Consider the following 23,906-nt stretch of genomic DNA (forward strand, 5'->3'; position numbering starts at 1 on the left):
GCAGAAGATGAGCTTTTTGGGTGTTGAACAGTCCTTGACCGGGCGCCGCTGGGTGGGTCCCGGGGTTGAGGTGGACCGGGCGTCAGAGATGATGGCGCAGCAGACCGGCCTGCCCCGCTCGGTCTGCCAGGTGCTGGCCCGCCGCGGGGTGCCCGCGATGGAGGCCACAGGGTTTCTGGAGCCCAAGCTGAAAGAGCTGCTGCCCGACCCGCGCGAGATGAAGGACATGGAAGCCGCCGCCGCACGGTTCCTGCAGGCGGTGCAGTGCAAGCAGCGGATCGCGGTCTTTGCCGACTACGATGTGGACGGCGGCAGCTCTGCCGCGCTGCTCTTGGTCTGGCTGCGGCAGATGGGGCTGGAGGCCACGCTCTATATTCCCGACCGCATCGACGAGGGTTACGGCCCCAATGTGCCCGCCATGCAGGAGCTGGCCGCCGCCCACGACCTGATCATCTGCGTTGACTGCGGCACCCTCAGCCACGAACCCATCGCAGCGGCCAAAGGCGCCGACGTCATTGTGCTGGATCACCACCTGGGCGGCGAAACCCTTCCCGATTGCGTCGCGGTGGTGAACCCGAACCGGCAGGATGAGAGCGGCGACCTGGGTTATTTCTGTGCTGCCGGCGTGGTGTTCCTGATGCTGGTGGAGGCAGGCCGCCAGATGCGCGCAGCCGGCGCGAAGGGGCCGGATCTGATGGCGCTGCTGGATCTGGTCGCACTTGCCACCGTGGCGGATGTGGCGCCGCTGATCGGGGCCAACCGCGCCTTGGTGCGCCAGGGGCTGAAAGTCATGGGCGCACGCAAGCGTCCCGGTCTCGTGGCGCTCTCGGATGTTTCCCGCATGGATTCAGCTCCCTCCGCCTATCACCTCGGATTTCTTCTGGGGCCGCGTGTCAATGCCGGCGGGCGCATCGGCAAAGCCGACCTCGGCGCACGGCTGCTGTCGACGGACAACCCGCACGAGGCCGCCGCCCTGGCCGAGCGGCTGGACGAGCTGAACACCGAACGCCGCGACATCGAAAACGCGGTGCGCGCGGCAGCCCTGGACCAGGCCGAAGAGCGCGGCCTGGAGGCGCCGCTGGTCTGGGCGGCAGGCGAAGGCTGGCACCCGGGCGTGGTCGGCATCGTTGCCTCCCGCCTCAAGGAAGCCGCCAACCTCCCTGCCATCGTAATCGGCTTTGACGGCGAAGAGGGCAAGGGCTCCGGCCGGTCCGTCTCCGGCGTCGACCTTGGCGCCTCGATCCAGCGGCTGGCGGCCGAGGGCCTGCTGGTCAAGGGCGGCGGCCACAAGATGGCGGCTGGCCTCACAGTGATGCGGGACAAGCTGGAACCGGCCATGGAACGCCTCACGGAGCTGCTCGCCAAACAAGGCGCCGGCCAGGGCGGCCCCGCCGATCTGAAACTGGACGGCGCGCTGATGCCCTGCGCGGCCTCGGTGGATCTGATTGAACAGATCGAACAGGCAGGCCCCTTTGGCGCCGGCGCCCCTGCCCCGCGCTATGCGCTGCCGGACCTGCAGGTGCGCTTTGCCAAGAAGGTCGGCGAAAGCCACCTGAAGCTCTCGCTCAGCGACGGCATGGGCGGCGGTGTGGATGCGATCTGCTTTGGCGCTTTCGACACCGCGCTGGGGCCGAAGCTGCTGGAGCACGGCGGCTCCCGCTTCCACTTTGCCGGACGGCTGGAAGTGAACACCTGGGGCGGCCGCCAAAGCCCCCAGCTGCGCCTGGAAGACGCCGCCGAAGCCTGAGATTTCAATCACTTGCGCCCTGCGGATAAGAAATTTCACAAAACCGTACTTTTTCTCTTGCGGGTTCCGGCGCTTACAACTAAATACCCGCTCACGCACTGAGTGGCCCGTTCGTCTATCGGTTAGGACGCCAGGTTTTCAACCTGGAAAGAGGGGTTCGATTCCCCTACGGGCTGCCACTTTTCCCCGACAGAACCGCAGTTTCCATTCAGGCCTTGCAGGCTGCTGTGCCGCTGCGGTGAAGGGCGGGTTTCCGGCGCACAAATTAAAAGGGCGGCAGTCTTGACCGCACGCCCGTATTGACTTGACTAATACACTCTCTCTTCAGACCGCCGGGCCGCGGGCCGCAGCCTGGGCCGGAGCTGCTGCTGCGGCACCGCCTGCATCTTCTTTCTCCATACCCTCGCGGTAGAAGAAATGCTGCGCCCTGCCCGCACGCTTGGCTGCATAAAGCGCCAGATCCGCCTGGTTCAGCAGCTGCTGTGCGTCCGGTGTCTTTTGCCAGGTGGACAGAGTCGTGCCCGCGCTGGCCGAAATCCGGCAGGTCTGGCCGCCAAAGGGAATCGGCTCCTCCAGCCGCTGGATCAGCCGTTTTGCTATGGCCGCCAGCCGGGCGGTATCCAGCACCCCCTCCAGGATCATCACAAATTCATCACCGCCGACCCGCGCCACGGTGTCGGACTGGCGGGTGCATTCCACCATGATCCGCGCCGCCTGCTGCAGCACCGCATCCCCCGCCGCATGGCCCAGGGTATCATTGACCTGCTTGAAGAAATCCAGATCCAGATGCATCAGGGCAAATTCCCGGCCGCTGCTGATCAGCCGCCCCAGCACGTGATCCATTGCACGGCGGTTCTTGAGACCGGTCAGCGTATCAGTGAACGCCTGCTCCTCCGCTGCAATCTTGGCCCCCTGCAAGCGGGTGTTGAGCTGCCGCGATGCCTCCATCGCGGCGGATTTCGCCTCCACCAGGTAGAGCATCTCGATGGTCAGGTCAGTGGGGGAAAAATCAGCGCTGGTCAGATCGTAGTCACGCACGGCTTCCAGCACGGAAATTCCGAACGAAAGATTGATAAACGCCCCCTGCCCGTCGGGCATCGGGGTGCAGACGCCCTTCAACCCGGTTTGCGGGCTGTCGCGGAATTGCAGATGCAGCTTGCTGCCGGATGTGCGCAGCAGATCCTCCACCGAACGCACGGAACGCGGGCGCGACAGATCAAACACCCGGAAGAACCGGCGCCCTTGCCAGGCAAGGTCAGGGCGCAGTTTTTTCAGCGTCGGACCAACAGAGGTAATCCGCCCCTTGGCATCAACAATGGCATACATCGGGCAGATCACGCCCGCCATCCGCGTCAGGTGATCAATCATCATAGGGAATGCGCCCCCAAATCGAATTCGCGCCCGGCCGCGAATTTGGTCTCAACCAGCGTGACCGAAATCACCTCCGCCTCGGCCTGCGTGCCGCTGTGATCCAGGAACACAAGATCCCCGTAATCATCCGCCATGGCACGCAAAACCCCCATCATGACATGCGCATAGCCCGGCAATCCGGGCTGGCAGATCAGCTGAAACTGGTCCGGTGCCTGCTCCACCAGCTCAAGCCCGGGCAGCTGCAGGTCAGAGACCGCCAGCCGCGCCCGGTCGGGCAAATCATCCAGGGAATGAAGGAACTCAACGTAGTTGACCCCGCCAAACCGCAACAGGCGGCGCAGCGCCTCCACCTGCGGGTTGGAGACCAGGAACGTGCCCATATCCTCCAGCATCTCCGCCAGGGGGCGTGCCAGAACTTTCTCCATCGAGGCAAGCATCTGGCCGGATTGCTCGTCGGTATAGTAGAGCATCGCTTCGAACTCGGTAAAACCGAGCCCTGCGTCTTCCATAACCTCTTCCCAGCGGTCCGCCCCGTAGGTACTGGTCACAAAAGCCTGAATCGCCCTGTTGATCAGACCGTGCATACAATGGCCCCTCTTTGCCTTTGAGCCAGTCTTGAAGCATTCAGGTTAAAAAACACCCAACAAAACAAATCTGCACGGTGAAACGCAGCAATTTCCCTTGTCAGCCTAAACGCTTGCACTACGCCTGAACCCTCAGCAGCGAAACCCAGCCTCCAGGGTGGCCGCAGCCGGCTGCCAGGCCCTTTGCACCTGCCCCTTCGACCATTTGCACCCAGGCACCCCGGCTTTGGAACACCCAGTTTCCTCACTAGTGGACCGCCAGGCGCCCGGAGGCAAGCCCGCGGGCAAGCCGGAGCCGAAACCGGCAGTTTCCGACCCGCAGGCCGCGGCACAAAACAGGCTGCCGCACAAAAAAAGCGGAGGCTTCCCTCCGCTGTTTCTGCTGGACGACGGTTGACGCCTCAGGGTCAGAAGTCGGTTGGCGCCCCGCCCTCGGCTTTGCGCCTGGCGACAAAATCCGCCAGCTCATCACGGATCGCGGCATCCATTGGCGGCTCCTCAAAGCTGCCGGTAATCTCCTTGAACATCTTGTGCGCGCGTTCGGCAGTCCAGGTGGCACCGGCTGCCTCCCAGGCTTCATAGTTGCGCCAATCGCTCAGGAACGGCTGGTAAAAGGCCGTGGCATAGCGGTCCTGGGTGTGCTGAATGCCAAAGAAATGGCCATCATTGCCCACCTCCCGGATCGCATCGAGCGCAATCTCCTCAGGCCCGGTGGCGGCGATCTGCGGCTCCATATAGCGTTGGATCTGCTGCAGGATCTCACAGTCCATGATGAACTTCTCGGGGCTGGCGATCAGCCCGCCCTCCAGCCAGCCCGCCGCATGGTAAACCATGTTGGTGCCCGACTGCACCGCGGCCCACAGCGAGTTCGAGGTTTCCCAGACCGCCTGCCCGTCCGGCACGTTCGCCGCGCAGACGCCCGAGGACCGCATCGGCAGCCCGTAGAACCGTGCCATCTGCCCGGTCATCTGGGTCGAGCGCATGTACTCTGGCGTGCCGAACGCAGGCGCACCCGATTTCATGTCCACATTCGACGTAAACGTGCCAATGACGCAGGGCGTGCCGGGGCGCACATACTGGAACAGCGCAATCGCGCAAAGGCTCTCGGCAATCGACTGCGCCACGGCGCCCGCCATGGTCACCGGCGCCATCGCGCCCGCCAGCGTGAAAGGCGACACCACAATCGCCTGGCCGCGCCGCGCCAGCCGCAGGCAGCCGTCGATCATCGGAAAGTCATGCTTCAGCGGCGAGGTGGAGTTGATGTTGGTGTACATATGCGGCTGGGCTTCGAACTCCTCATGGCTGAGCCCGCCCGCAATCCGCACCATCTCCATCACATCCTCGACCCGTTCCTTGCCAAGCGAATAGGCGTGCATCGCCTTGTCGGTGAGTGTCAGCTTGTCATAAAGCACATCCAGGTGGCGGACCGAGGCATGGATGTCCACCGGCTCCACCGGGTAGCCGCCGGCAAAGTGGATGCAGTTGAAATACTGGGTCAGCTTCAGCAGGTCGCGGCACTGCTCGCGGTTGCCGGCCACCTTCTTGTTCAGCTCCATATCCCAGTAATTCGGCGGCGAGGACACATTGCCGAACAGGATATGATTGCCGCCCAAGGGGATCGCCCGGTCCTTGTTGCGCGGGGTGATCGAGAACTCGCGGGGCGCCTTGCCCACCATCTCCATCACGAAGTCCCGGTCCATCCTGACCAGCTCGCCCTCGACCTTGACGCCGGCCTGCTTAAAGATCTCCAGCGCCTCGGGGTTCAGGAACACCACGCCGATCTCTTCCAGGATGCGCATCGCGCCCTCGTGGATCGCCTGAACGCCCTCCTCGCTCAGGGGTTCTGTCGGGCGGTCGATGTTGACCGGGATCTGCCAGGGCATCTGCTCCAGCACGGCACTGCCGCGCCGGGCCGCTGCGCCTGCCCTGCCCCCGCCCCGCCGCTTGCGTGCGCCTGTCTCTGCCATGCCGGTCTCCCCTACGTCTGCATTTCGCCTGAGCTGATAGCCATTCACTGTGCCAATCCGGTCAGCCCGAACCTGTCCGTTCCCGACCATAGCTGTCGCTTTTGCCATGGATTGCGCCGGTCCGGCCGATTTCTGTACACTTGTGCCCAGTATGTCGCAGCAAAAACCGGCGCACAAGGGTGTGCGCCGGCGAAACAGCCGCAGCCAGACAGGCCAGGCAGAGAATCAGCGTGTTGTCAGCGGTCCAGCCAGCCGGGAATATGGCCGATGTCCGGCAGCACGGCATCCGCATGCGGCAGCAGCTCTTCGCGCAGGGCCATGCCGGTCAGCACGCCGATCCGGTGCATGCCAGCGGCAGCGCCTGCCTCCAGGTCGTGGCGGCTGTCGCCCACCATGGCCGTGCGCCCGGGCTCGACACCTGCCGCCTTGCAAAAGGCCAGCAGCGGGTCCGGGTCCGGCTTGGCGCCATGGCCGCTGTCGCAGCCTGCCACAAAGGCAAAACGGTCCAGCACCCCTGCCCTGCGCAGCTGGCTCTTGGCAGAAATCTCGGCGTCGTTGGTCATCACCCCCAAGACTTTGCCGCGCGCCAGCAGACTGTCCAGAAACTCCGCCAGCGGCACCGCCGGGGCCAGCTCCGCATCCGACGCGCTCTGCGCCAGGTAATCCGTCAGTTCAGCCAGGCTCATATGCGCCACATAGGGCATCAGCGCCTCTGCCACCTCATCGTTCGAACTGGCAATCACCAGGCTGTCGGGATTGAAGGCAGCACGCTCCAGATCATAGCTGATCGCCTTGGCCATCGCCTCTTTGGCAGTCTTATCCCCGCGGGACAGTGTTTCCAGAAGCTCTGCGGCCCAGCCGTTCCAGGTGGCGGCAAAGTCGAACAGGGTTCCGTCCTTGTCGAACAGGAAAGCATCAACTGGCATGGCGGGTCCTTTTTCCGCGGGATTCGGGCGGGACCCTAGGCACAGGACGGGCCGATCTCAAGTCCAGTTCACCTGCGAACCGCCCGGAAGCGACATCCGCGCATACATTGGCATCTCATAGGCCAGCCCCGCGCTGTCGCAGAACTGGATCACCCAGGCATCATCCATCGTTAAGAAATCGAGCACCGAACCCAGGAACTCCGGCTCCGCGGCCCGCGCCCGCAAATCCGCCTCGCAGGCCCCGGTGGCCCCCAGAAACACCGGCAAAAGCTCATCATTTCCGGCCAGCCAGGCCAGCGCTTTCAGCGCCAGGGTCTCTGCCGCATCGGCGGAAATCTGCATGTTCCCCACTTTCCTGCCGCATTGCGGCCAATTTAGTAAAAATCCGAAAGGGTTTCTTAACCAGTCTCAGCAAAATTGGAAGGCATAGGATTTGCAAGGGGCGAAAGGATACCGCGTGCAAGGCACTATCCTGGTCATCGACGGCGTCTCCACCAACCGCATCATGCTGAAGGTGCAGCTGGCGGCTGCCTATTACGATGTGGTCCAGGCCGGCAGCGTGGCTGAGGTGCTGCAGGCCGCGCGCCGCCACCGCCCCGATCTGGTGCTCACCGCAATGTCCCTGCCCGATGGCACCGCCGCCGATGTTAAACGCGAACTGGCGGCGGATGAAACCCTGGCCGACCTGCCGGTGATCGCAGTCTCCGACTGGGAGGGATCCAAGGCCCGGCTGGCGGCACTGGCCGCTGGCATCGACGATGTGCTGCAGCAGCCGGTCGACGACGTGATCCTGCAGGCCCGCATCCGCAGCCTGCTGCGCGCCCGCAGCGCCAACGAGGAGCTGAACCTGCAGCGCGACGCCTCGCACGGCTTCATCCTGCCGCTCAGCGACCGCGCCTGCGCAGAGGATCTGCGCAAGGCCACCGTTGCTCTGGTCGCCCAGGATCCGCGCACTGCCATGGCCTGGCGCGACCGGCTGGCGCCGCGGCTGCCTTATGCGCTGCGCACCCATCCGATCAGCGACATCCAAGGGCTGATGCAGGCCCCGGTGGCCGACGCCATCATCATTGAGCTGAACGAGGCTTCGGCCGGCCCCGGCCTGCGCCTGCTGGCCGATCTGCGCGCCCGCGCCGCCACCCGCCAGTCGGTGGTGATTGCGGTGCCCAATCCCGCCGACCCCAATATCGCTGCCGAGGCGCTCGACCGCGGCGCCCATGACGTGCTGCAGACCGGTTTCGATGTCGAGGAGCTGGAACTGCGCCTCACCGCCCAGCTGCAGCACAAGATCCGCAAGGACCGGCTGCGCGACAGCGTCCGCAACGGCTTGCGCGCGGCCGTCCTGGACCCGATGACCGGCCTCTATAACCGCCGCTACGCCAGGCCTTTCCTGGACCGCGTGGCCCACTCCGCCGCGGAAACCGGCGAGAAATTCGCGGTCATGCTGGCCGACCTCGACCACTTCAAGCGGATCAATGACCTCTATGGCCATCCCGCAGGCGACGCCGTTCTGATTGAGGCCGCCCGCCGCATGCAGGCGGTGCTGGGCCCCGCGGATCTGCTCGCCCGCGTCGGCGGCGAGGAATTCATGGCCGTGCTGCCCGGCGCAACCGAGGCGCAGGCCGCCCTGGCCGCCAGCGCCCTCTGCGACGCCATCAACAGCACCCCCTTCCAGGTGCCCGGCGCCGCTGAGCCGGTCCAGGTCACTATCAGCATCGGCGCGGTCATGGGCGGCGGCGGTCAGGAGACCAGCACCGCGGCGCTGGTCGAAAAAGCCGATCAGGCGCTCTACAACGCCAAGGATGCAGGCCGCAATCAGGTCACCCTCTCGCCGGACTGCATCCAAGCAGCCTGAGCCCCGCATCCCCCGCCGCTCTCTCGCAAAAAAAGAGGCAGCCGAACCGGCTGCCTGCAGGTGAATGGAGGTCTGAAAACCGATGCCGCGGCGGCCTAGCTGCGCCCGTCCCGGCGCTGATGCCAGCGCTCGCGGCGCCGCTCCATGCGCTCTTCCAGGCGGTCGGCAAACTCCGCACGCTCTTGCGCCGTCATCCCGGCCACCTTGTTCACCCAGGCCTCCTGCACCTTGCTGTGAAACGCATGGCGCGCCTCAGCCTGCCCCTGCAGCACAGCCAGCAGGGCGGCTGCATCAAACGCTTCGCTGCGCAGCGCCTCGATCACCGCCTTGCCCTCTGCGTGGCGGCGCTTGACATAGCTGCCGTGGCCGCCGCCCGCCTCCCGCCGCAGCGCCTTGCGCGTGTCCCGGTCCAATTCACGGAAGATCACCGCACCGATCTCCGGCGGCCTCTGCCAGTGTTTCTCCTTGCCGGAGAACCGCCAGGCCGCCCCGGCTGCGATGCCAATAACAGCCAGGTTCAGCGCCAGCGACCCCGCCAGCAGCAGTTTCAGCCACAGCTTCATTGCAGGCTTGCCTTCCGCACTCATTGCAGGTCCTCGCTCAGCACCACGGCCATGTCGTAACTGTCATAAGGGACCGCGGAACTGCCGTCCTCATACCCCGCCAGCGCCACCGGGTCCGGCACAAAGGAGGGCGGCGCAACCCCGATCCACAGGCCCGCCGCGCTGGCCGCCGCCAGCCCGCCCATGGCCGGCCAGCCGCCCACCGCCTCGATCAGCTGCCGCCACAGCGGCTGCCGCGCGGCCCGGGCCGGTGCTGCGTGAACCAAGCCCGCTTGCTCCCGCGCCGCGTCCGCCAGGATGGCAGCCCTCAACGGCTCCGGCACCGCAGGGCGCGCGCTGCGCGCCGCGGCAAACAGATCGTCCAGCTCCTGCAGTGTTTTGTCCGTGTCAGCCATCGTTATACCCCAACTCTTCGCGCCGCCCGGCCAAAGCCGCGGCCAGCGCCCGTTTGCCCCGGGCGGTCAGACTTTCCACCGCCTCGACGCTGATGTCCATGATCCCGGCAATCTCCGGGTTGGACAGTTCCTCCAAATGCCGCAGCACCACCGCCTGCCGCTGCCGCTCCGGCAATTGCATCAGCGCCGCCTGCAGCGCATCGTGGCGCGCGCCCTCCTGCATCTCCTCAGCAGCCGAGCGGCCCGGATCCGGCGGCTCCGGCACCGCGTCCAGATCCACATACCCGCCGCGGGCGCGCCGCTTGCGGTCGATGCACAGGTTCATCGCCACCCGGTAGAGCCAGGTCGAAACCTGCGCCTCGCCGGGACGCCACTGCGGCGCCATCTTCCACAGGCGCAGCATCGCCTCCTGGGTCACGTCCTCGGCCTCGGCGCGGATCCCCATCACCCGCATCGCCACACCAAAGACCCGCGGCCCCAGCCGCGCCGTCAGCTCCGCCGCGGCCCGGCTGTCGCCATTGGCATAAAGCACCAGAAGCGCATCGTCAGAGACTTCCTCTGCCGCTGCCTTCATGGCTGCCGGACCCGCAGCAGGGGTCCGGCGCCGCGATATTTCCGCGTTATGCAGCACGCTTCAGCGATCAGTTCTGCTCCGTTTCATCCCCATGCCTGTGGCGGTGCTTGCCGCCATGATGCATCCGGGCCTCTTCGAATTCCTGTTTCGAAATCCCGCCGCTGCCGTCTGCATCCATCCGGTCAAACATCTTGCCCGCCCGGCGCGGCTGCGGCAGCTCATCCTTACTCAACGCGCCATCGCCGTCCTTGTCAAAGCGTTCCAGCATCCGCGCCGCCCGCTCACCTGCATGCTGCTGCGCCCGTGCCTGCATCTCCTCCAGCGTCAGCTTGCCGTCGCCATTTGCATCCGCCTTGGCAAAACGCGCGTCCTTCATCGCCTGGATCTCGGCCTTTGTCACCTCGCCATTGCCATCTGTGTCAATTTCCTCAAAGGACATCTTCGGCCCGTGATGGCCAAAGCCCTTGGCCAGCGCCGCGCCACCCGCGGTTACAGCAGCGGCAGCAACAACTGCGGCGATGAACTTGACGTGTTTCATATCGGCTTTCCTTTTCCTGCGGCAGCCCCTTGCTGCCCGATGCACAGGAAAAACGCTCCAGCCCCGCAGATCCGTCGCAGAAATCCGAAAAAAATTCACCCCCCGTCCCGTTGCGGCAAACCGGCGCAGAAATTGGCCTTTCCCCTTTCGCCCCCTCCTGAAGCGCGCAAAGATACGCCCAGCACACAGGATATTTTCATGACCGAGTCCCCCGCCGTTACCCCCTCGCAAGACGACCGCCCCACTATGCCCGCCCTGGCCAAGGGCTGGCGCTGCAAATGCCCCAGCTGCGGCGAGGGCAAGCTGCTGCATTCCTATCTCAAGGTGAACAGCAGCTGCAGCCACTGCGGCCTCGACCTGACCCATGCCCGCGCCGACGACGGGCCGGCCTACCTCACCATCCTGATTGTCGGCCACCTCATGGCGCCGCTGATGCATGTTGTCTACTTCTCCTGGCGGCCGGAGCCGCTGGTGATGTTCACGGTATTCACGATTGGCTGCGTTGCCTCTTCCCTCTATCTTCTGCCGCGAATGAAGGGGATCGTCATCGCCTACCAATGGGCGCGGCGGATGCATGGCTTTGGCAAGGACACCCCGGCAGGACAAGGGCAGTAAGAACATGAGCGAGACGTATCTCTGCGGTGAGACCACCACCGACAAGACCGCAATCCGCAACGCGGCCACGGTGATCGCGATGCGCGGCCGGATGTCGGAGGACCCGCAGGTCCTGATGGGCCAGCGCGGCGCCAAGGCAGCCTTCATGCCGAACAAATTTGTCTTCCCGGGCGGTGCGGTGGATGTGGCGGATGCGGACATTCCGCTGGCCTCGCCGATCTCCCCGGTCTGCCAGGACCGCCTTGCAGACAAGGCGCCCGCAGACGTGCACCACGCCCTCGCCGTCGCCGCGGTGCGGGAGTTGTGGGAAGAAACCGGCCTGATCCTGGGCGAACCGGGCGCCTGGGCCGGTGACGTTCCCGAAGACTGGCAGAGCTTTGCAGCCACCGGCCACATTCCTTCAGCCCGCGCCATGCAGTTCGTGTTCCGCGCCCTGACCCCGCCGGGCCGCCCGCGCCGCTTTGATGCGCGTTTTTTTCTGGTCGATGCCGATCAAATCACCGGCGACCTGGATGATTTCTCCCGCGCCGCGGATGAGCTGTCGCACCTGCAATGGATCCCGCTCAGCCAGGTGCGGGAGTTTGACCTGCCCTTCATCACAGAGGTGGTGCTGGCCGAAGTCACCGCCCGCGTCCGGGACGCAGAGCCGCCGCAAAGCGTGCCCTATTTCCATAATAATGACGAGGCCAGCCTGTTCCTGCGCCTCAAAGGCTACCCGATGCCCGCAGACGGGTAACGTTTCCAAGGCTGGAAACGTCCCGGAAAACACGTGTTTTCCGAGCCGGAATTATCGCATAATTCCGGCTGCCCTGACGCAGGCGGCACCTTTCAAAGGGCCAGCACCAGCACCAGGATCGACACCACCAGCAGCCCCATGCCCGCCAGCTCGCGGCCCGTGACCTTCTCCTTGAAGAACAGCACTGACGCCAGCAGCGACAACAGCAGCTCCACCTGCCCCACCGCCTTTACATAGGCGGCGTTTTGCAGCGTGAAGGCCCAGAACCAGCAAAACGAGCCGCCCATGCTGGTCAGCCCGACCCAGACCGCAACTTTGCGCGCCTGCCAGACCCGGGCGATCTCACCCTTCTCGCGCAGGCCCAGCCACACAAGCATGAACAGCGTTTGCAGGCTGACCACCGCGGCCAGCGTCACGCCCGCGCGGAACATGGGCTCCAGCTCTGCCAGTTGCAGCGATGCCCCGCGGTAGCTGACTGCGGAAAAGGCAAACAGCACCCCCGACCCCAGCCCCAGCTGCGAGGCCCGGTTGGTCAGATGCCGCCACCAGGGGCCTGCCGCATCCGGCGTCTTCGACAGCACCAGCACCGCGGCCAGCCCGATCAGGATCGCCGCCCAGCCGCCGATCGACACGGAATCGCCCAGCACCGCCAGCCCGACGATGGCGGTCTGAATGACTTCGGTCTTCTTGAAGGTGATGCCAACCGCGAAATTGCGCTGCTTGAACAGGGCGACAACACAGACGGTGGCCAGAATCTGCGCCGTGCCGCCAATAGCTGCATAAGTCCAGAACGCGGGCGGCAAAGGCGGCAGGCTCCGCCCCGACACCGCCAGATAACCCGCCAGCCCGGCCAGGATGAAGGGTGCGGAATAGAAAAACCGGGCGAAGGTGGCTCCGCCCGGCGACAGCGTCACGCTGCTCAGGACCTTCTGCAGCATAAAGCGCACGGTCTGAAAGCTGGCAGCGGCGATGGAAACGGGGATCCAGGCAAACATGCCCCCGCTTATGCGGGTTTATTCCCCCTGCTGCCAGAGCGGATGCGGCACCGGATCCTTGGCGCGCAGCAGGTAGTTGCGGAAAATCTGCAGGTAGTTGCGGTAGACATAGCCGTCATTGGCCGCCACGAACTCCGGCTTGCGGGCGCGGTAGAGCCGCGGCAGCGCGTACCAGGGCACGCCCGGATGCATGTGATGCACGATGTGGTAGTTGTTGTTCAGGAACAGCAGCGCCCAGAACCCCTTGTCCTCGACCACTACGGTGCGGCCCCGGCAGTCCTCATGGGCGCGGTGCTCCAGGAAAGTGCGCACCTTGATCAGCCCCAGCCCGGTATAGGCGGCCAGAACTGCAGCCCACAACGGCGCCGGCGATTGCACAACCACCCAGATCACCGGCACCAGGCCCATGGCATGCAGCCCCCAGTCGCGGACAATGCCCGGTTTGCCGCCACGGGCCAGCTTCCAGTCGCCCGCCATGAAACAGATCTGCCCGATCACCGGCCCCAGGATCACCCGCCCCAGCATGGTGTTGTTGATCCGCAAAAGCCGCTGGCGCCAGGCCGGCAGCCGCGCCCAGACCGCCGGGTCCTGGAAATTGGCTTCCGGGTCGTCATAAGGGTCGGTCAGCAATTCGTCCCTGTGGTGGTCCAGATGGGTATCGCGGAAGCGGCCATAAGGAATGAACAGCGTCAGCGGCAAGAACATCAGCGCTTCATTCAGGAACCGGCTGCGGAACGGATGCCCGTGCAGCGCCTCATGCGTGAGCGAAGAATGCAGCGCCGCCATCAGCCCCATCACCGCAATTGCCAGCACTAGGCTGACAGCGGGCAGCAGCCACAAGGCGGCCAGCCACACCGCATAACAGCCCAGCATCAGCGCCAACGTGCCCCATTCGACGCTGCGGGGCATGTAGTCGCGGCAGCTCTCAGACATGGCGCCGCCCCCAGTTGATCTGCGCCCAGACCCGCTCGTAAACTAGGTAGATGGTGAAGCCGATGCCGGTATTGACCAGCGCCATCACCCCGCCCGCCTTGACAGACCCGGTGGCCGCAAGCCCCACCAGCGTCATGGAGACCAGCCCCATGATGTTCCAAATCACCGCCTTCACAATGGAGCGCTTGCGCGTTTCCATACTGCCTCCTGAAATTCTTGGATAAGTGCTTGAAACCAGAGTAGCTTACGCAGCAGCTGTGCAGAATTCCGAATGCAGTTAACAAAAACCATCACTTATGATATTTCGAAACACATGTTAGAAAACATCGACAAACGGGTGCGGGCAGAGCAGTTCCGGCAAAGGCTGAACAAGGCCCTGCGCGACAGCGGCCTCAGCCAAAGCGCATTGGCCCGCGCCGTCGGCGTCGACCGCTCCACCATCTCGCAGCTGCTGACGGATGACGGCGCGCGGCTGCCGAACGCCCATGTGGTCGGCGCCTGCGCCGGCGCGCTGGGGGTCTCCGCCGACTGGCTCCTCAGCCTGTCGGACCGCCCCGAAAGCGCCGCTGAGCTGCTGGCATCCAGCCTCACCCTGACCGAGGCGCCCCGGGCATTGGTCGATGAGCGGATCTTCGAATGGCATCAGGAGGCGCTCGGCTACAAAATCCGCCATGTGCCTGCCGCCCTGCCCGACATGCTGAAGACCCGCAGCTTTCTGGAATGGGAATACTCCCCCCACCTGGGCCGCACCGCCGATCAGGCCATCGGCGCGTCTGAGGACCGCCTCACCTGGATGCGCCAGTCGCCGTCGGATTATGAAATCGCCATGCCGCTCTATGAGCTCGACAGTTTTGCCCATGCGGCAGGCTACTACGAGGGCCTGCCGCTGGAGATCCGGCTGGAGCAGCTGCAGCAGTTCGAACGCCTCTGCGAACAGCTCTACCCCCGCCTGCGCATCTACCTGTTTGATGCCAAGCGGCTGTATTCTTCACCGATCACCATCTTCGGCCCGCTCCTGTGCGTGTTCTACGCGGGCACCCATTATCTGGCCTTCCGTGACAAGGAACGGATCGCCACCTTTACCAGCCATTTCGACAATCTGGTGCGCGAGGCCGATATCACCGCCCGGCAATTGCCCGGACGGCTGCGCGCGCTCAGGGCAGCGATTTCCTGACACGCCCAGCTGGTGGGCAAATTGCCTACCCTACACCGAAATGCCACTAAGGGCGGCGCCCGGCCCGGCGGGGTGGAAAGCGAAGCGCCCGCCCCGTGGGGGGCGGGACGGGCGCTGCCCGGTCTGGCGACCCGGCGGAACAGTTTTCAGCAGGGTGGGCGGTTCCGCCCACCGCTCAAACCTCAAACCTTCGGATCCGGGTTCTCCGTATGACCGTCGACGGCAATCACCTGCCCCGACACCAGCCGCGATGCGTCTGAGCCGAGGAACACCGCCATATTGGCAATGTCGCTGGCCTCGACAAACCGCCCCATCGACGTCCCGGACGCATAGCCCGCATAAACCTCGTCCCGGGTCATGCCCTTGGCCGCCGCCTCGCGCTCCAGCACCCCTTCCATGCGCGGCCCTTCCACCGCTCCGGGGCAGATCACATTGGCGCGGATGCCAAAGGGGCCCAGCTCCATCGCCAGCGTCTTCATCAGTCCGATGACGGCCCATTTCGCCGACGCATAAGGCGCCCGGTTCGGATAGCCGTACTGGCCCGCGGTGGAGGATGTCACGATGATAGACCCAGCCTTGGCCGCCTTCATCAAGGGGGCCGCATATTTCGCAGCCAGAAAGCAGCCCTCCAGGTTGACGCTCACACATTTGCGCCAGTCCTCCAGCGCAATATCCTCGATCAGCGCCGTCGGCCCGGCAATCCCCGCATTGGCACAGAGCACATCCAGCCCGCCCCAGACCTCAGCGATCTCTGCAAACAGCGCCCTGACGCCCGCCTCATCGGTGGCATCCACAGCCGTTGTGCGCCAGCCCTCCGGCACGTCTGCCAGCGCCACCGCGCTGACATCCGTGACCCAAACCTGATGCCCGGCGGCGGCAAAGCCCTCCGCCATGGCGCGGCCGATGCCGGACCCGCCGGCGGTGATCAGAACCCGGCGCATCCCTTCAGCGCTCATCGCGGTGCACCAATTGCGCGGCCCAGCCCCTCCGGCGCCGGCAGCGCCGCATGGGCCTCCGCCAGCTTGACCAGATTGGCCTCGATATGCGCAGCCGGCGGCGCCGAGCGGCGGGTCGCAAGATCCACATGCAGCAGCATATGCTCGCCGGTCGCCAGCAGCCGCTCGCCACAGAACATCTCGTGCCACAGGTGCATCTTCTTGCCAGCCCCCATAATCACCCGGGTGCGCACCTGGATCGGATCGCCCGCGTGCACCTCGTCGATGTGGCGGATATGGGTCTCGGCGGTGAAATAGCTGCCGCCGTTGGCGATATACTCCGCATCGCAGCCGATGATCATCATCAGCCGGTCGGTGGATTGCGCGAACGCGTCCAGATAGCGGCTCTCGGTCATGTGGCCGTTGTAGTCGGTCCAATCCAGCGGCACCACGCGGCTCTGGGTCAGCACCGGCTGGCTCAGGTCGTCTAGGTCCCCGATCGCGCGCACCAGCCCGGCACCGCCCTCGCGGTTCAGGTCATGGGCGTTCTGCAGTTCACCCGCCCCCCAGTTGTTGCTGCCCAGCGCCCGCATCATGCCCACCAGGTTATCATCGCGGATCCGCTCCATCTCGCGGATGTCCAGATGGCCCGACTGCGCATCCGACTGGCCTGCGATCAGGTCCACCAGCTCATCGGTGAACTCCGGCACATCCATCAGCTTGGTCCAGGGCCAGCTGAGGCACGGCCCGAACTGCGCCATGAAATGGCGCATGCCGGCCTCGCCGCCGGCCACCCGGTAGGTGTCAAACAGCCCCATCTGCGCCCAGCGGATGCCAAAGCCATAGCGGATCGCGTTGTCGATTTCCTCAGTGGTGGCAATACCGTCCTTGACCAGCCACAGCGCCTCGCGCCAGACCGCCTCCAGAAAGCGGTCGGCCACATGGGCGTCGATCTCTTTCTTCAGATGCAGCGGGTACATGCCAATGGCGCTGATGATCTCCTTGGCACGCTCAATCACCCCCGCCGGGTTGGCCCCGGTTGAGACCAGCTCCACCAGCGGCAGCAGGTAAACCGGGTTGAAGGGATGGGTCACCACGATCTGGCCGGGGTTCTCGCGCCCGTCCTGCAGCTGCGACGGCTTGAAGCCCGAGGTCGAAGACCCGATCACCGCATCCGGCGCGCAATGGGCCTGCATCTCGCCATAGACCTTCTGCTTCAGATCCAGCCGCTCCGGCACGCTCTCCTGAATCCACTCCGCACCCTCCACGGCCTCGGCAACGGTCCCGTGAAACGTCAGCCGCCCTTCCGCAGGCAGCGCCACATTGCCAAGCCCCGGCAAGGAGCGGCGCGCATTACCCAGCACCTCGCCGATCTTGCGTTCCGCTTCCGGGTCCGGGTCGAATACCTGCACGTTCCAGCCGTTCAAAAGGAACCGCGCGGCCCAGCCGCCGCCGATCACCCCGCCGCCGATGATTGCTGCTGTTTTCATCTGATGTCCTTTTCAAAACGCCCGGCACTTCTTCTGGCCGAAAATATCCTGGGGGTTTGGGGGCCAGCCCCCAATCTGCCCTGTTGCCGCAGCGCGGCGGTGCACAGAGGGTGCACAGGGGGTGCACGCATAGCACCCCCTGTTCCGAACGCTTACTTCGCCGCCGGCGCGCGTTTGGTCAGCCCCAGCTTCTCGCGCACTTCGGCGGGGCCGATCACCCGCACGCCCATGTTCGACACGATGGTGTTGGCGCGCTCAACCAGCTGCCAGTTCTCAGCCAGCTGGCCCTTGCCCAGCCACAGGTTGTCCTCCAGCCCAACCCGCACGTTGCCGCCTGCCAGCACCGCAGCCGCGGCATAAGCCATCTGGTTGCGCCCCAGCGAGAAGGCCGAGAAGGTCCAGTCATCCGGCACATTGTTGACCATCGCCATGAAGGTGTTGAGATCATCCGGCGCGCCCCACGGCACCCCCATGCACAGCTGCACCAGCGCGTTCGGTTCCAGAATTCCCTCTTTCACCAGCTGCTTAGCAAACCACAGATGGCCAGTGTCAAAGGCCTCGATCTCCGGCTTCACACCCAGATCCGTCATCATCTGCCCCATCGCCCGCAGCGCGCCGGGGGTGTTGGTCATCACATAGTCGGCCTCGGCGAAGTTCATGGTGCCGCAGTCCAGCGTGCAGATTTCCGGCAGGCACTCGGCGATATGGGCAACCCGCTCGGTGGCGCCGATCATGTCGGTTCCTTCGACAGGCGGCAGCGGGTTTTCGACCCCGCCAAAGACAATATCGCCGCCCATGCCCGCGGTCAGGTTCAGCACCACGTCCACCTCCGCATCGCGGATCCGGTCAGTCACTTCGCGGTACAGATCCAGACGGCGCGACGGCACCCCGGTCTCCGGGTCACGCACATGGCAGTGCACAACAGCAGCGCCGGCCTTGGCCGCGGCGATGGCGCTGTCGGCAATTTCCTTGGGCGAGCGCGGCACATGCGGGCTGCGGTCCTGAGTGCCGCCAGAGCCCGTCACGGCACAGGTGATGAAGACTTCACGGTTCATTTCCAGAGGCATTTCGCTTTTCCCTTCGATGTACAGGGTTTTGCCACGGGTTATCCCCAGGCTCCTCCCCAGATTCCGATTTGCGCTGACAGCGACTCTGCCGCAGCCTTTTACGGCACAGTTTACACCAGGCGAATCGAAGTTGATGAAATCCGCAAAAAACATCCTGCAGCCCGAGAACCGGCCGCTGAAAACAGCGGTGCTGGTTCTGGATGAATGCAACACGCTGTCCTTTGCCGCCGCGGTGGACCCGATGCGCGCCGCCAACCGGCTGGCGGGCCGCGCCGCCTTTGACTGGGATTACGTCAGCGCCACGCATGAGCCGCCGATGCTGACCAGCGGCCTCACCGTGCCCAGCTTCCCGCTGGCGCGGCTGGAAGGCTGCGAGCTGCTGATCATCGTGGCCGGTTTCCAGTTGGCCCGCCATGCCACCCCCAGCCTGCTGGCAGGCCTGCGCCGCATTGCCGCCAGCGGTGCCACGATTGCAGGCATCGACGGCGGCCCCTGGCTGATGGCCGAGGCCGGGCTGCTGGACGGGCACCCCGCCACCACCCACTGGGAAGACCTGGAAAACTTCTCCGCCCGCTTTCCGGAGGTGGATGCCCGCAATGACCGCTTCACGGTGTCGGACGCCCGCCTGACATCCGGCGGCGCAACGCCGGCGGTCGAAATGATGCTGCACATCATCGGCGCCCGCCATGGCGCGGGCTTTGCCTCCCGGGTCGCCGGGCTGTTCCTTTTCGACGGACCCGCCGCGCTGCCGCGTCCGCAAAGCCGCCTGGGCGGCCACAGGCACAGTGCGCTGACCGCCAAGGCCAATGCGCTGATGGAGTCCTCTCTGGATGAGCCGCTGCCGCTGGCGCAGATCGCCGAGACCCTGGGCACCAGCCCGCGCAGCCTGCAGCAGCAGTTCCGGCTCAAGCTCAACACCACGCCGCAGGACCACTACCTGCAGCTGCGCCTGGCCGAGGCCCGCCGCCTGGTGACCGACACCGCGATGCCGCTGATGGATGTGGCGATAGCCACCGGCTTCACCTCGCAATCGAGCTTCGCCCGCGCCTTCCGCACCGCACATGGAACCTCGGCCCGCGACCTGCGCCAGGAACACACCCGCCCGACCGCGCATTGACCGCCAGCCCGGCCCCGCGGGTCAAGGGCCGCAAAGCGGCGGTGCGCAGCACCGTTCACACTTGACGCGCACCCCTTGAACAGAATTGCAAGGGCGCTTCAGGGGCAAACCTGCCCCTGAAGCGCCTCTCAGCAGAACCTTCGGCGCTGCGACAGCAGCGCCCGGCCCAACCGGCCCGGGGCATGTCAATGCCCTCAGGACGGGCGGGAGCCCCGCCGCTCCTTAGTAGGGCATCGGATGCGCCCGGTGGGCGGCGTTGATCTCGTCCAGAACTGCCTGGCTCAGCTCCAGATCGACCGATTGCAGCAGATGCTCCAGCTGCGCCAGACGGGTGGCGCCAAAGATCGCCGAGGCCATGAACGGCCGCGTCCGGCACCAGGCCAAGGCCATATGCACCGGGTCCAGCCCATGCCGCTTGGCAATCTCCAAATAAGCCTCCACGGCATCATAGACCCGGGGGCTATGGCGCCCGCCCAGCTCCGGATTGATCGCCTTGCGCGAGCCTTCCGGCACCGCCCCGCCCTGGTACTTGCCGGTCAAAAGTCCGGTGCCCAGCGGCGAAAATGCCATCAGCCCAACGTCCTCGTTGACGCTCAGCTCCGCCAGATCGGTGTCATACATCCGGCAGAGCAGAGAGTATTCGTTCTGGATCGACGCCACCCGCGGCCAGCCGCGCTCCTCCGCCAGCCGCAGCCACTGCGCAGTGCCCCAGGCGCTCTCGTTCGACAGGCCAAAAGCACGGATGGTGCCGCGCTCCACCTCGCGCTGCAGCGCCTCCAGGCAATCCTCCATATTGGCCAGGGTCTCTTCGCGGTTCTGGCGGGAGGGATCATAAGTCCAGTTCTGCCGGAACATGTAGCTGCCTCGGTTCGGCCAGTGGAACTGGTAGAGGTCGATATAATCCGTCTTCAGCCGTTTCAACGAGACCTCCACGGTGGGCGCGATGGTCTTGGAGGAAATCGGCGCCCCGTCGCGCACATGCCGCATGCCCTCGCCCGAGTGCTTGGTGGCCAGGATATACTCCCCCCGCCGGCCGGTCTTTGCGTTCCAGGTGCCGATGATGCGCTCGCTGTTGCCCAGGGTTTCTGCGCTGACCGGGTTCACCGGGTACATCTCGGCGGTGTCGACAAAGTTCACACCGTTCGCCAGCGCCATATCAATCTGTGCATGGGCCTCGTCCTCTGGTGTCTGGGTGCCAAAGGTCATCGTGCCCAGGCACAGTTCCGACACCCTCATGCCGGTGCGTCCCAACGGGTTCATTTTCATCTTGCGCGCTCCTGTTCGGGATTAGCCTGCGACCCTAAGGGTCCATCCAGGAAGTTCAAGCCGCTTGCGCCGCCTGCAGTGGAAAGCACAACGCTAAGGGCTAATTCTCTAGAAGCTGCACACCTGACAGCTGCAATTCCCCAGCCGCCAGCAAAGGGAACCCCAGCTGCAAACCCACGGAGGCTGAATCCGATGCCCGCTTATTTGAAAACCGGCAAATTCGGAATTGCCGGCGAACAATCCTATATGGAGGACCGCCATCCGGTTGAAAACGAGAAAGGCTCCGGCAGCCGGAAGTGCAGCTGCTGCAACAGCTGGCTTGCCCATTGGCAGAACAACGCCAGAACGAAACGCCTCAAATGCGTGTATCTTGGATGCAAATCCAAACCTGCACACGGCGCCCATGTCAAATTCATCGACATGGACAAGCGCCGCAAACTCGGGAAATCATGGATCATCCCGCTATGCGAGCGGCATAACAACCCCGGACACAAAAACCCGTTCTACATAGATGCGCGGGTTGAGCTTATCCCTGAAAGCAAAGGCAAGCACTGCATCAAGGAAGACCCCAAACGGAACCGGAACAATAACTTCGTAATGAAAGTCATCAAGAAGCCGGCCAAGCTCAGCTGCCAGTGCGGCTCCTTGTCAAACCACTATTTAAACAACAGCAAGTCAAGCCGCACCCGCTGTGTGGCCAGCCCGTGCGGCAAGAAAACCCGCTATTTTGGCCTGCTGCGCTCTGTGGACAAGCGGACAGACAAGGACATCTGGATCGCCCCTCTCTGCCAGAAGCACAAGTCCTCCTCCGATCCGGTCTATGTCGAAAGCGTCGCCTGGCTTGTTCCGCTGGGTAAAAGCCGGAAATGCCCGTAGGTGCAGAGGGGCCAGGCATTGCCTGCCGCTGCGAACCGTCGCAAGGTGGGTCCCATCAGCGCATTCTGTCCGGGAGCCCCTCATGCCGCAAACCATCACCAAGGGCGTCAAGGCGCTTCTGACCGAGGCAAACAGCCTGGTGGAAACCATGGCCGTTGAAGAGGCCAAGCAGAAGGTTTTGGACGAGAACTACGTCTTCATCGACCTGCGCGACATCCGCGAGCTGCAGCGCAGCGGCATGATCCCCGGCGCCTTTTCCTGCCCGCGCGGCATGCTGGAATTCTGGATCGACCCGGACAGCCCCTATCACAAACCGGTGTTCAACCAGGACAAGACTTATGTATTCTACTGCGCCAGCGCCTGGCGCTCGGCGCTGAGCGCCAGGGCGGCGATGGAGATGGGGCTGAAGCCGGTGGTGCATCTGGAAGGCGGCTTTACCGAATGGGCCAAACAGGGCGGCCCGGTTGTCCCCCGCGAGGGCTGACCAGCAGGCGGCCCCGGAATGACCAGAGCCGCGCCTGCACCCCGGCTGCATGGCCCCCCGCCCGCGGCTGCAGCTCTGCTGCACGGCGGCCCCGGTGCTGCGGGAGAGATGGCGCCCGTCGCGCAGGAACTGGCGGCCCGCGGCTGCAGCGTACTGGAACCCTGGCAATCGGAGCGCTCCGTCGCGGGGCAACTGCGCGAGTTGCACGCCCAGATGGCCTCCGCCTGCCCCCGGCCCGTGGCACTGGCGGGCTTTTCCTGGGGCGCCTTGCTGGCCTGCCTGTTTGCGGCCCGGCACCCGGGCCTGGTTTCAAAACTGGTGCTGATTGGAAGCCCGCCCTTCTCCGCGGAATATGCCGCCGGCATTGAAGCCGCCCGCAAGGCCCGGTTGCGGCCGGGCGAATGGCAGGAACTGCGGGCGCTGTTCGCTGACGGCGCGGTGGGTACGGAGGCAGGCCTGGAGCGGGCATTGCAGCTGCTGGAGAAAGCGGAGGCCTATGCCCCGCGCCGCGGCAGCCCTGCAAAAATCTCCTTTGACCGGAGCATTTTTGAACACGTCTGGCCGGAAGCTGCCGCATTGCGCCGGTCCGGCGCGCTCCTGCGCGAAGCCGCCCGCCTTCGCTGCCCGGTGCTGGCCATTCACGGCAGCCATGACCCGCACCCCGCCGCAGGTGTTGCCCGGCCGCTGCAAAAGATCTTGCCGGATTTCAGCCTCTGCCTGCTGCAGCGCTGCGGCCACAAGCCCTGGATTGAGCAACATGCCAGAGAGGATTTCTTTCAGGCACTGGGCAGCGCTCTGTCCGCGAACTGACCGGAAGGTCAGCCTGCGCCTGGACCGGAGCGGGCCATGACCCGCACCCCGCCGCCCGGTTGAGAACAAATTATGAACATACTATGCTTCCTTCATGCCGACTCACCTGCTCACCCGCCGCCGCCACCGGCCCCGCCCGGCGCTTTCCCTGACAGAGGGGGTCGCGCTGGAGCATGGCCGGGCGCATGAAGCCTGCGGCCCCGCCCGCCACAGTTTTGCGCTCTGGCTGGCTGCGGCAGCCCGCACCGCCGCGCCGGACCCGCTCCCGGCGCCCGTGCTGTGGCTGTCGCCGCCCCAGGCCGGCAAGCAGCTGAACCCGGAAGGCATGGCGCCCTTTGCCAGCCCGGCCCGTTTCCTTTTCGTGCAGGCCGCCCGGACAGAGGATCTGCTATGGACCATGGAGGAAGCCTTGCGCAGCGGCACAGCACCGCTGGTGGTGGCCGAACTGCCCGTGCCCCCGGCGATGACCCCGGTACGGCGGCTGCATCTGGCGGCAGAGGCCGGCGGGCGTTTCGGCCCGGCGCCGCTGGGCCTGCTGCTCACCCCCGGCGCCGGCGGCGCCCAGGGGATCGAAAGCCGCTGGCACCTGTCCCATGCGCCCTGCCCCTCCAGCAGCAGCCCGCCCGGCAGCCCCCTGCCCGGCCGCGCTTCTGCGGGCAGCAAATGCTGCTGGACATTGCAGCGTCTGCGCGCCCGCACCCTGCCGCCCCGCAGCTGGCAGATCACCCAAGCCTGTGCAGGCAGCCCGCTGCAGGCCGCGCCGCTGCCGCCCGGTACGGCCAGCCAGCAGACCGCGCGCCCGGCGGCGGCTGGAGGGCTCCCGCACCCGCAGGCGGCCCTGGCTGCACCAGCACCGCCTTAGCGGCTTTGGGCCCGGCACCGGGCATCGCC

At 65.2% G+C, this 23,906-nt stretch carries 26 protein-coding genes and 1 tRNA gene; 11 read left to right on the forward strand and 16 right to left on the reverse strand.

Annotation, left to right across the window (positions count from 1 at the left end; translation table 11 throughout):
- Positions 1-7 precede the first annotated feature (7 nt).
- Positions 8-1,747 carry a single-stranded-DNA-specific exonuclease RecJ gene (gene recJ / locus ACXAHG_RS05700; RefSeq protein ID WP_475056338.1) on the forward strand — a complete coding sequence of 580 codons (1,740 nt, stop codon included), beginning with the start codon at positions 8-10 and terminating at the stop codon, positions 1,745-1,747.
- Between the two features lie 104 nt (positions 1,748-1,851).
- A tRNA-Glu gene (locus ACXAHG_RS05705) sits at positions 1,852-1,926 on the forward strand.
- 145 nt (positions 1,927-2,071) lie between these two features.
- On the opposite strand, the gene ACXAHG_RS05710 is transcribed toward ACXAHG_RS05705, so the two are convergent.
- The 5 genes from ACXAHG_RS05710 to ACXAHG_RS05730 all read right to left on the reverse strand — a co-directional run bounded on the left by ACXAHG_RS05710 (position 2,072) and on the right by ACXAHG_RS05730 (position 6,937).
- Positions 2,072-3,118, reverse strand: coding sequence for a diguanylate cyclase domain-containing protein (locus ACXAHG_RS05710; protein WP_475044542.1), 1,047 nt, complete (start codon positions 3,116-3,118; stop codon positions 2,072-2,074).
- A complete protein-coding gene (locus tag ACXAHG_RS05715; RefSeq protein ID WP_475044543.1) occupies positions 3,115-3,702 on the reverse strand; it encodes a heme NO-binding domain-containing protein in 588 nt (195 codons plus the stop codon). Before ACXAHG_RS05715 ends, ACXAHG_RS05710 begins: the two co-directional genes overlap by 4 nt.
- Positions 3,703-4,109: 407 nt before the next feature.
- Complete coding sequence (locus tag ACXAHG_RS05720) at positions 4,110-5,669, reverse strand: trimethylamine methyltransferase family protein (RefSeq protein WP_475044545.1); 1,560 nt, start codon at positions 5,667-5,669, stop codon at positions 4,110-4,112.
- Positions 5,670-5,905: 236 nt separating this feature from the next.
- On the reverse strand, positions 5,906-6,595 hold the full coding sequence (locus ACXAHG_RS05725; protein WP_475044546.1) for an HAD family hydrolase: 690 nt from the start codon (positions 6,593-6,595) through the stop codon (positions 5,906-5,908).
- Between the two features lie 57 nt (positions 6,596-6,652).
- Positions 6,653-6,937 carry a DUF3572 domain-containing protein gene (locus ACXAHG_RS05730; RefSeq protein WP_475056339.1) on the reverse strand — a complete coding sequence of 95 codons (285 nt, stop codon included), beginning with the start codon at positions 6,935-6,937 and terminating at the stop codon, positions 6,653-6,655.
- A gap of 115 nt (positions 6,938-7,052) precedes the next feature.
- Here ACXAHG_RS05730 and ACXAHG_RS05735 point away from each other — a divergent pair, with 115 nt between their 5' ends.
- Positions 7,053-8,447, forward strand: coding sequence for a diguanylate cyclase domain-containing protein (locus ACXAHG_RS05735; protein ID WP_475044549.1), 1,395 nt, complete (start codon positions 7,053-7,055; stop codon positions 8,445-8,447).
- Positions 8,448-8,542: 95 nt separating this feature from the next.
- On the opposite strand, the gene ACXAHG_RS05740 is transcribed toward ACXAHG_RS05735, so the two are convergent.
- The 4 genes from ACXAHG_RS05740 to ACXAHG_RS05755 all read right to left on the reverse strand — a co-directional run bounded on the left by ACXAHG_RS05740 (position 8,543) and on the right by ACXAHG_RS05755 (position 10,517).
- Positions 8,543-9,034, reverse strand: coding sequence for a periplasmic heavy metal sensor (locus ACXAHG_RS05740; protein WP_475044551.1), 492 nt, complete (start codon positions 9,032-9,034; stop codon positions 8,543-8,545).
- Positions 9,031-9,405, reverse strand: a complete 375-nt coding sequence (locus ACXAHG_RS05745; protein WP_475044552.1) for a hypothetical protein — start codon at positions 9,403-9,405, stop codon at positions 9,031-9,033. Before ACXAHG_RS05745 ends, ACXAHG_RS05740 begins: the two co-directional genes overlap by 4 nt.
- Positions 9,398-9,979 carry an RNA polymerase sigma factor gene (locus ACXAHG_RS05750; RefSeq protein ID WP_475056341.1) on the reverse strand — a complete coding sequence of 194 codons (582 nt, stop codon included), beginning with the start codon at positions 9,977-9,979 and terminating at the stop codon, positions 9,398-9,400. The genes ACXAHG_RS05745 and ACXAHG_RS05750 overlap by 8 nt, the downstream gene beginning before the upstream one ends.
- A gap of 67 nt (positions 9,980-10,046) precedes the next feature.
- Positions 10,047-10,517: an EF-hand domain-containing protein gene (locus ACXAHG_RS05755; RefSeq protein WP_475056342.1), complete on the reverse strand. Its 471-nt coding sequence runs from the start codon at positions 10,515-10,517 to the stop codon at positions 10,047-10,049.
- Positions 10,518-10,715: 198 nt separating this feature from the next.
- Between ACXAHG_RS05755 and ACXAHG_RS05760 the strand changes: the two genes are divergently transcribed.
- Both ACXAHG_RS05760 and ACXAHG_RS05765 read left to right on the forward strand, forming a co-directional pair.
- Positions 10,716-11,132, forward strand: coding sequence for a DUF983 domain-containing protein (locus ACXAHG_RS05760; RefSeq protein WP_475056343.1), 417 nt, complete (start codon positions 10,716-10,718; stop codon positions 11,130-11,132).
- A 4-nt stretch (positions 11,133-11,136) separates the two neighbouring features.
- Positions 11,137-11,868, forward strand: coding sequence for an NUDIX hydrolase (locus ACXAHG_RS05765; RefSeq protein WP_475056345.1), 732 nt, complete (start codon positions 11,137-11,139; stop codon positions 11,866-11,868).
- 92 nt (positions 11,869-11,960) lie between these two features.
- Here the strand turns inward: ACXAHG_RS05765 and ACXAHG_RS05770 are convergent, their stop codons facing one another.
- Genes ACXAHG_RS05770 through ACXAHG_RS05780 form a run of 3 tightly spaced genes read right to left on the reverse strand, consistent with a single transcriptional unit; the run spans position 11,961 to position 13,995 of the window.
- Entirely contained in the window at positions 11,961-12,863 is a 903-nt protein-coding gene (locus ACXAHG_RS05770; RefSeq protein ID WP_475044560.1) for an EamA family transporter, read from the reverse strand.
- Positions 12,864-12,881: 18 nt separating this feature from the next.
- Positions 12,882-13,796, reverse strand: coding sequence for a fatty acid desaturase (locus tag ACXAHG_RS05775; protein WP_475056346.1), 915 nt, complete (start codon positions 13,794-13,796; stop codon positions 12,882-12,884).
- Positions 13,789-13,995, reverse strand: coding sequence for a DUF2061 domain-containing protein (locus ACXAHG_RS05780; RefSeq protein WP_039134240.1), 207 nt, complete (start codon positions 13,993-13,995; stop codon positions 13,789-13,791). The genes ACXAHG_RS05775 and ACXAHG_RS05780 overlap by 8 nt, the downstream gene beginning before the upstream one ends.
- A gap of 114 nt (positions 13,996-14,109) precedes the next feature.
- Here ACXAHG_RS05780 and ACXAHG_RS05785 point away from each other — a divergent pair, with 114 nt between their 5' ends.
- Positions 14,110-14,970, forward strand: a complete 861-nt coding sequence (locus ACXAHG_RS05785) for a helix-turn-helix domain-containing protein (RefSeq protein WP_475045322.1) — start codon at positions 14,110-14,112, stop codon at positions 14,968-14,970.
- Positions 14,971-15,152: 182 nt separating this feature from the next.
- Here ACXAHG_RS05785 and ACXAHG_RS05790 read toward each other — a convergent pair whose 3' ends face one another.
- From ACXAHG_RS05790 to bcoG, 3 genes are all read right to left on the reverse strand, one after another.
- Entirely contained in the window at positions 15,153-15,926 is a 774-nt protein-coding gene (locus ACXAHG_RS05790; RefSeq protein ID WP_475056347.1) for an SDR family oxidoreductase, read from the reverse strand.
- Complete coding sequence (locus tag ACXAHG_RS05795; protein WP_475056348.1) at positions 15,923-17,395, reverse strand: carnitine 3-dehydrogenase; 1,473 nt, start codon at positions 17,393-17,395, stop codon at positions 15,923-15,925. The genes ACXAHG_RS05790 and ACXAHG_RS05795 overlap by 4 nt, the downstream gene beginning before the upstream one ends.
- 152 nt (positions 17,396-17,547) lie before the next feature.
- Entirely contained in the window at positions 17,548-18,462 is a 915-nt protein-coding gene (gene bcoG / locus ACXAHG_RS05800; RefSeq protein WP_475044566.1) for a 3-dehydrocarnitine:acetyl-CoA trimethylamine transferase BcoG, read from the reverse strand.
- A 133-nt stretch (positions 18,463-18,595) separates the two neighbouring features.
- On the opposite strand from bcoG, the gene ACXAHG_RS05805 reads away from it, so the two are divergent.
- Positions 18,596-19,579 (forward strand): GlxA family transcriptional regulator, encoded by a 984-nt coding sequence (locus tag ACXAHG_RS05805; RefSeq protein ID WP_475056350.1) that lies wholly within the window; start codon positions 18,596-18,598, stop codon positions 19,577-19,579.
- A gap of 222 nt (positions 19,580-19,801) precedes the next feature.
- Here the strand turns inward: ACXAHG_RS05805 and ACXAHG_RS05810 are convergent, their stop codons facing one another.
- On the reverse strand, positions 19,802-20,845 hold the full coding sequence (locus ACXAHG_RS05810) for an aldo/keto reductase (protein WP_475056351.1): 1,044 nt from the start codon (positions 20,843-20,845) through the stop codon (positions 19,802-19,804).
- A gap of 78 nt (positions 20,846-20,923) precedes the next feature.
- On the opposite strand from ACXAHG_RS05810, the gene ACXAHG_RS05815 reads away from it, so the two are divergent.
- From ACXAHG_RS05815 to ACXAHG_RS05830, 4 genes are all read left to right on the forward strand, one after another.
- Positions 20,924-21,721 (forward strand): hypothetical protein, encoded by a 798-nt coding sequence (locus tag ACXAHG_RS05815; protein ID WP_475056352.1) that lies wholly within the window; start codon positions 20,924-20,926, stop codon positions 21,719-21,721.
- An 82-nt stretch (positions 21,722-21,803) separates the two neighbouring features.
- Positions 21,804-22,205: a rhodanese-like domain-containing protein gene (locus tag ACXAHG_RS05820; protein ID WP_475044572.1), complete on the forward strand. Its 402-nt coding sequence runs from the start codon at positions 21,804-21,806 to the stop codon at positions 22,203-22,205.
- 18 nt (positions 22,206-22,223) lie between these two features.
- Positions 22,224-23,015: an alpha/beta fold hydrolase gene (locus ACXAHG_RS05825; protein ID WP_475056354.1), complete on the forward strand. Its 792-nt coding sequence runs from the start codon at positions 22,224-22,226 to the stop codon at positions 23,013-23,015.
- Between the two features lie 94 nt (positions 23,016-23,109).
- On the forward strand, positions 23,110-23,877 hold the full coding sequence (locus ACXAHG_RS05830) for a hypothetical protein (protein WP_475056355.1): 768 nt from the start codon (positions 23,110-23,112) through the stop codon (positions 23,875-23,877).
- Positions 23,878-23,906: the final 29 nt, after the last annotated feature.

This window comes from Leisingera sp. ABD4_442, assembly GCF_056160905.1.

Bases quoted from the DNA above. Each gene is read 5' to 3' on its own strand.
- recJ (WP_475056338.1), top strand. From the start codon at position 8: ATGAGCTTTTTGGGTGTTGAACAGTCCTTGACCGGGCGCCGCTGGGTG.
- ACXAHG_RS05710 (WP_475044542.1), bottom strand. From the start codon at position 3,118: ATGATGATTGATCACCTGACGCGGATGGCGGGCGTGATCTGCCCGATG.
- ACXAHG_RS05715 (WP_475044543.1), bottom strand. From the start codon at position 3,702: ATGCACGGTCTGATCAACAGGGCGATTCAGGCTTTTGTGACCAGTACC.
- ACXAHG_RS05720 (WP_475044545.1), bottom strand. From the start codon at position 5,669: ATGGCAGAGACAGGCGCACGCAAGCGGCGGGGCGGGGGCAGGGCAGGC.
- ACXAHG_RS05725 (WP_475044546.1), bottom strand. From the start codon at position 6,595: ATGCCAGTTGATGCTTTCCTGTTCGACAAGGACGGAACCCTGTTCGAC.
- ACXAHG_RS05730 (WP_475056339.1), bottom strand. From the start codon at position 6,937: ATGCAGATTTCCGCCGATGCGGCAGAGACCCTGGCGCTGAAAGCGCTG.
- ACXAHG_RS05740 (WP_475044551.1), bottom strand. From the start codon at position 9,034: ATGAGTGCGGAAGGCAAGCCTGCAATGAAGCTGTGGCTGAAACTGCTG.
- ACXAHG_RS05745 (WP_475044552.1), bottom strand. From the start codon at position 9,405: ATGGCTGACACGGACAAAACACTGCAGGAGCTGGACGATCTGTTTGCC.
- ACXAHG_RS05750 (WP_475056341.1), bottom strand. From the start codon at position 9,979: ATGAAGGCAGCGGCAGAGGAAGTCTCTGACGATGCGCTTCTGGTGCTT.
- ACXAHG_RS05755 (WP_475056342.1), bottom strand. From the start codon at position 10,517: ATGAAACACGTCAAGTTCATCGCCGCAGTTGTTGCTGCCGCTGCTGTA.
- ACXAHG_RS05760 (WP_475056343.1), top strand. From the start codon at position 10,716: ATGACCGAGTCCCCCGCCGTTACCCCCTCGCAAGACGACCGCCCCACT.
- ACXAHG_RS05765 (WP_475056345.1), top strand. From the start codon at position 11,137: ATGAGCGAGACGTATCTCTGCGGTGAGACCACCACCGACAAGACCGCA.
- ACXAHG_RS05770 (WP_475044560.1), bottom strand. From the start codon at position 12,863: ATGTTTGCCTGGATCCCCGTTTCCATCGCCGCTGCCAGCTTTCAGACC.
- ACXAHG_RS05775 (WP_475056346.1), bottom strand. From the start codon at position 13,796: ATGTCTGAGAGCTGCCGCGACTACATGCCCCGCAGCGTCGAATGGGGC.
- ACXAHG_RS05780 (WP_039134240.1), bottom strand. From the start codon at position 13,995: ATGGAAACGCGCAAGCGCTCCATTGTGAAGGCGGTGATTTGGAACATC.
- ACXAHG_RS05785 (WP_475045322.1), top strand. From the start codon at position 14,110: ATGTTAGAAAACATCGACAAACGGGTGCGGGCAGAGCAGTTCCGGCAA.
- ACXAHG_RS05790 (WP_475056347.1), bottom strand. From the start codon at position 15,926: ATGAGCGCTGAAGGGATGCGCCGGGTTCTGATCACCGCCGGCGGGTCC.
- ACXAHG_RS05795 (WP_475056348.1), bottom strand. From the start codon at position 17,395: ATGAAAACAGCAGCAATCATCGGCGGCGGGGTGATCGGCGGCGGCTGG.
- bcoG (WP_475044566.1), bottom strand. From the start codon at position 18,462: ATGCCTCTGGAAATGAACCGTGAAGTCTTCATCACCTGTGCCGTGACG.
- ACXAHG_RS05805 (WP_475056350.1), top strand. From the start codon at position 18,596: ATGAAATCCGCAAAAAACATCCTGCAGCCCGAGAACCGGCCGCTGAAA.
- ACXAHG_RS05810 (WP_475056351.1), bottom strand. From the start codon at position 20,845: ATGAAAATGAACCCGTTGGGACGCACCGGCATGAGGGTGTCGGAACTG.
- ACXAHG_RS05820 (WP_475044572.1), top strand. From the start codon at position 21,804: ATGCCGCAAACCATCACCAAGGGCGTCAAGGCGCTTCTGACCGAGGCA.
- ACXAHG_RS05825 (WP_475056354.1), top strand. From the start codon at position 22,224: ATGACCAGAGCCGCGCCTGCACCCCGGCTGCATGGCCCCCCGCCCGCG.
- ACXAHG_RS05830 (WP_475056355.1), top strand. From the start codon at position 23,110: ATGCCGACTCACCTGCTCACCCGCCGCCGCCACCGGCCCCGCCCGGCG.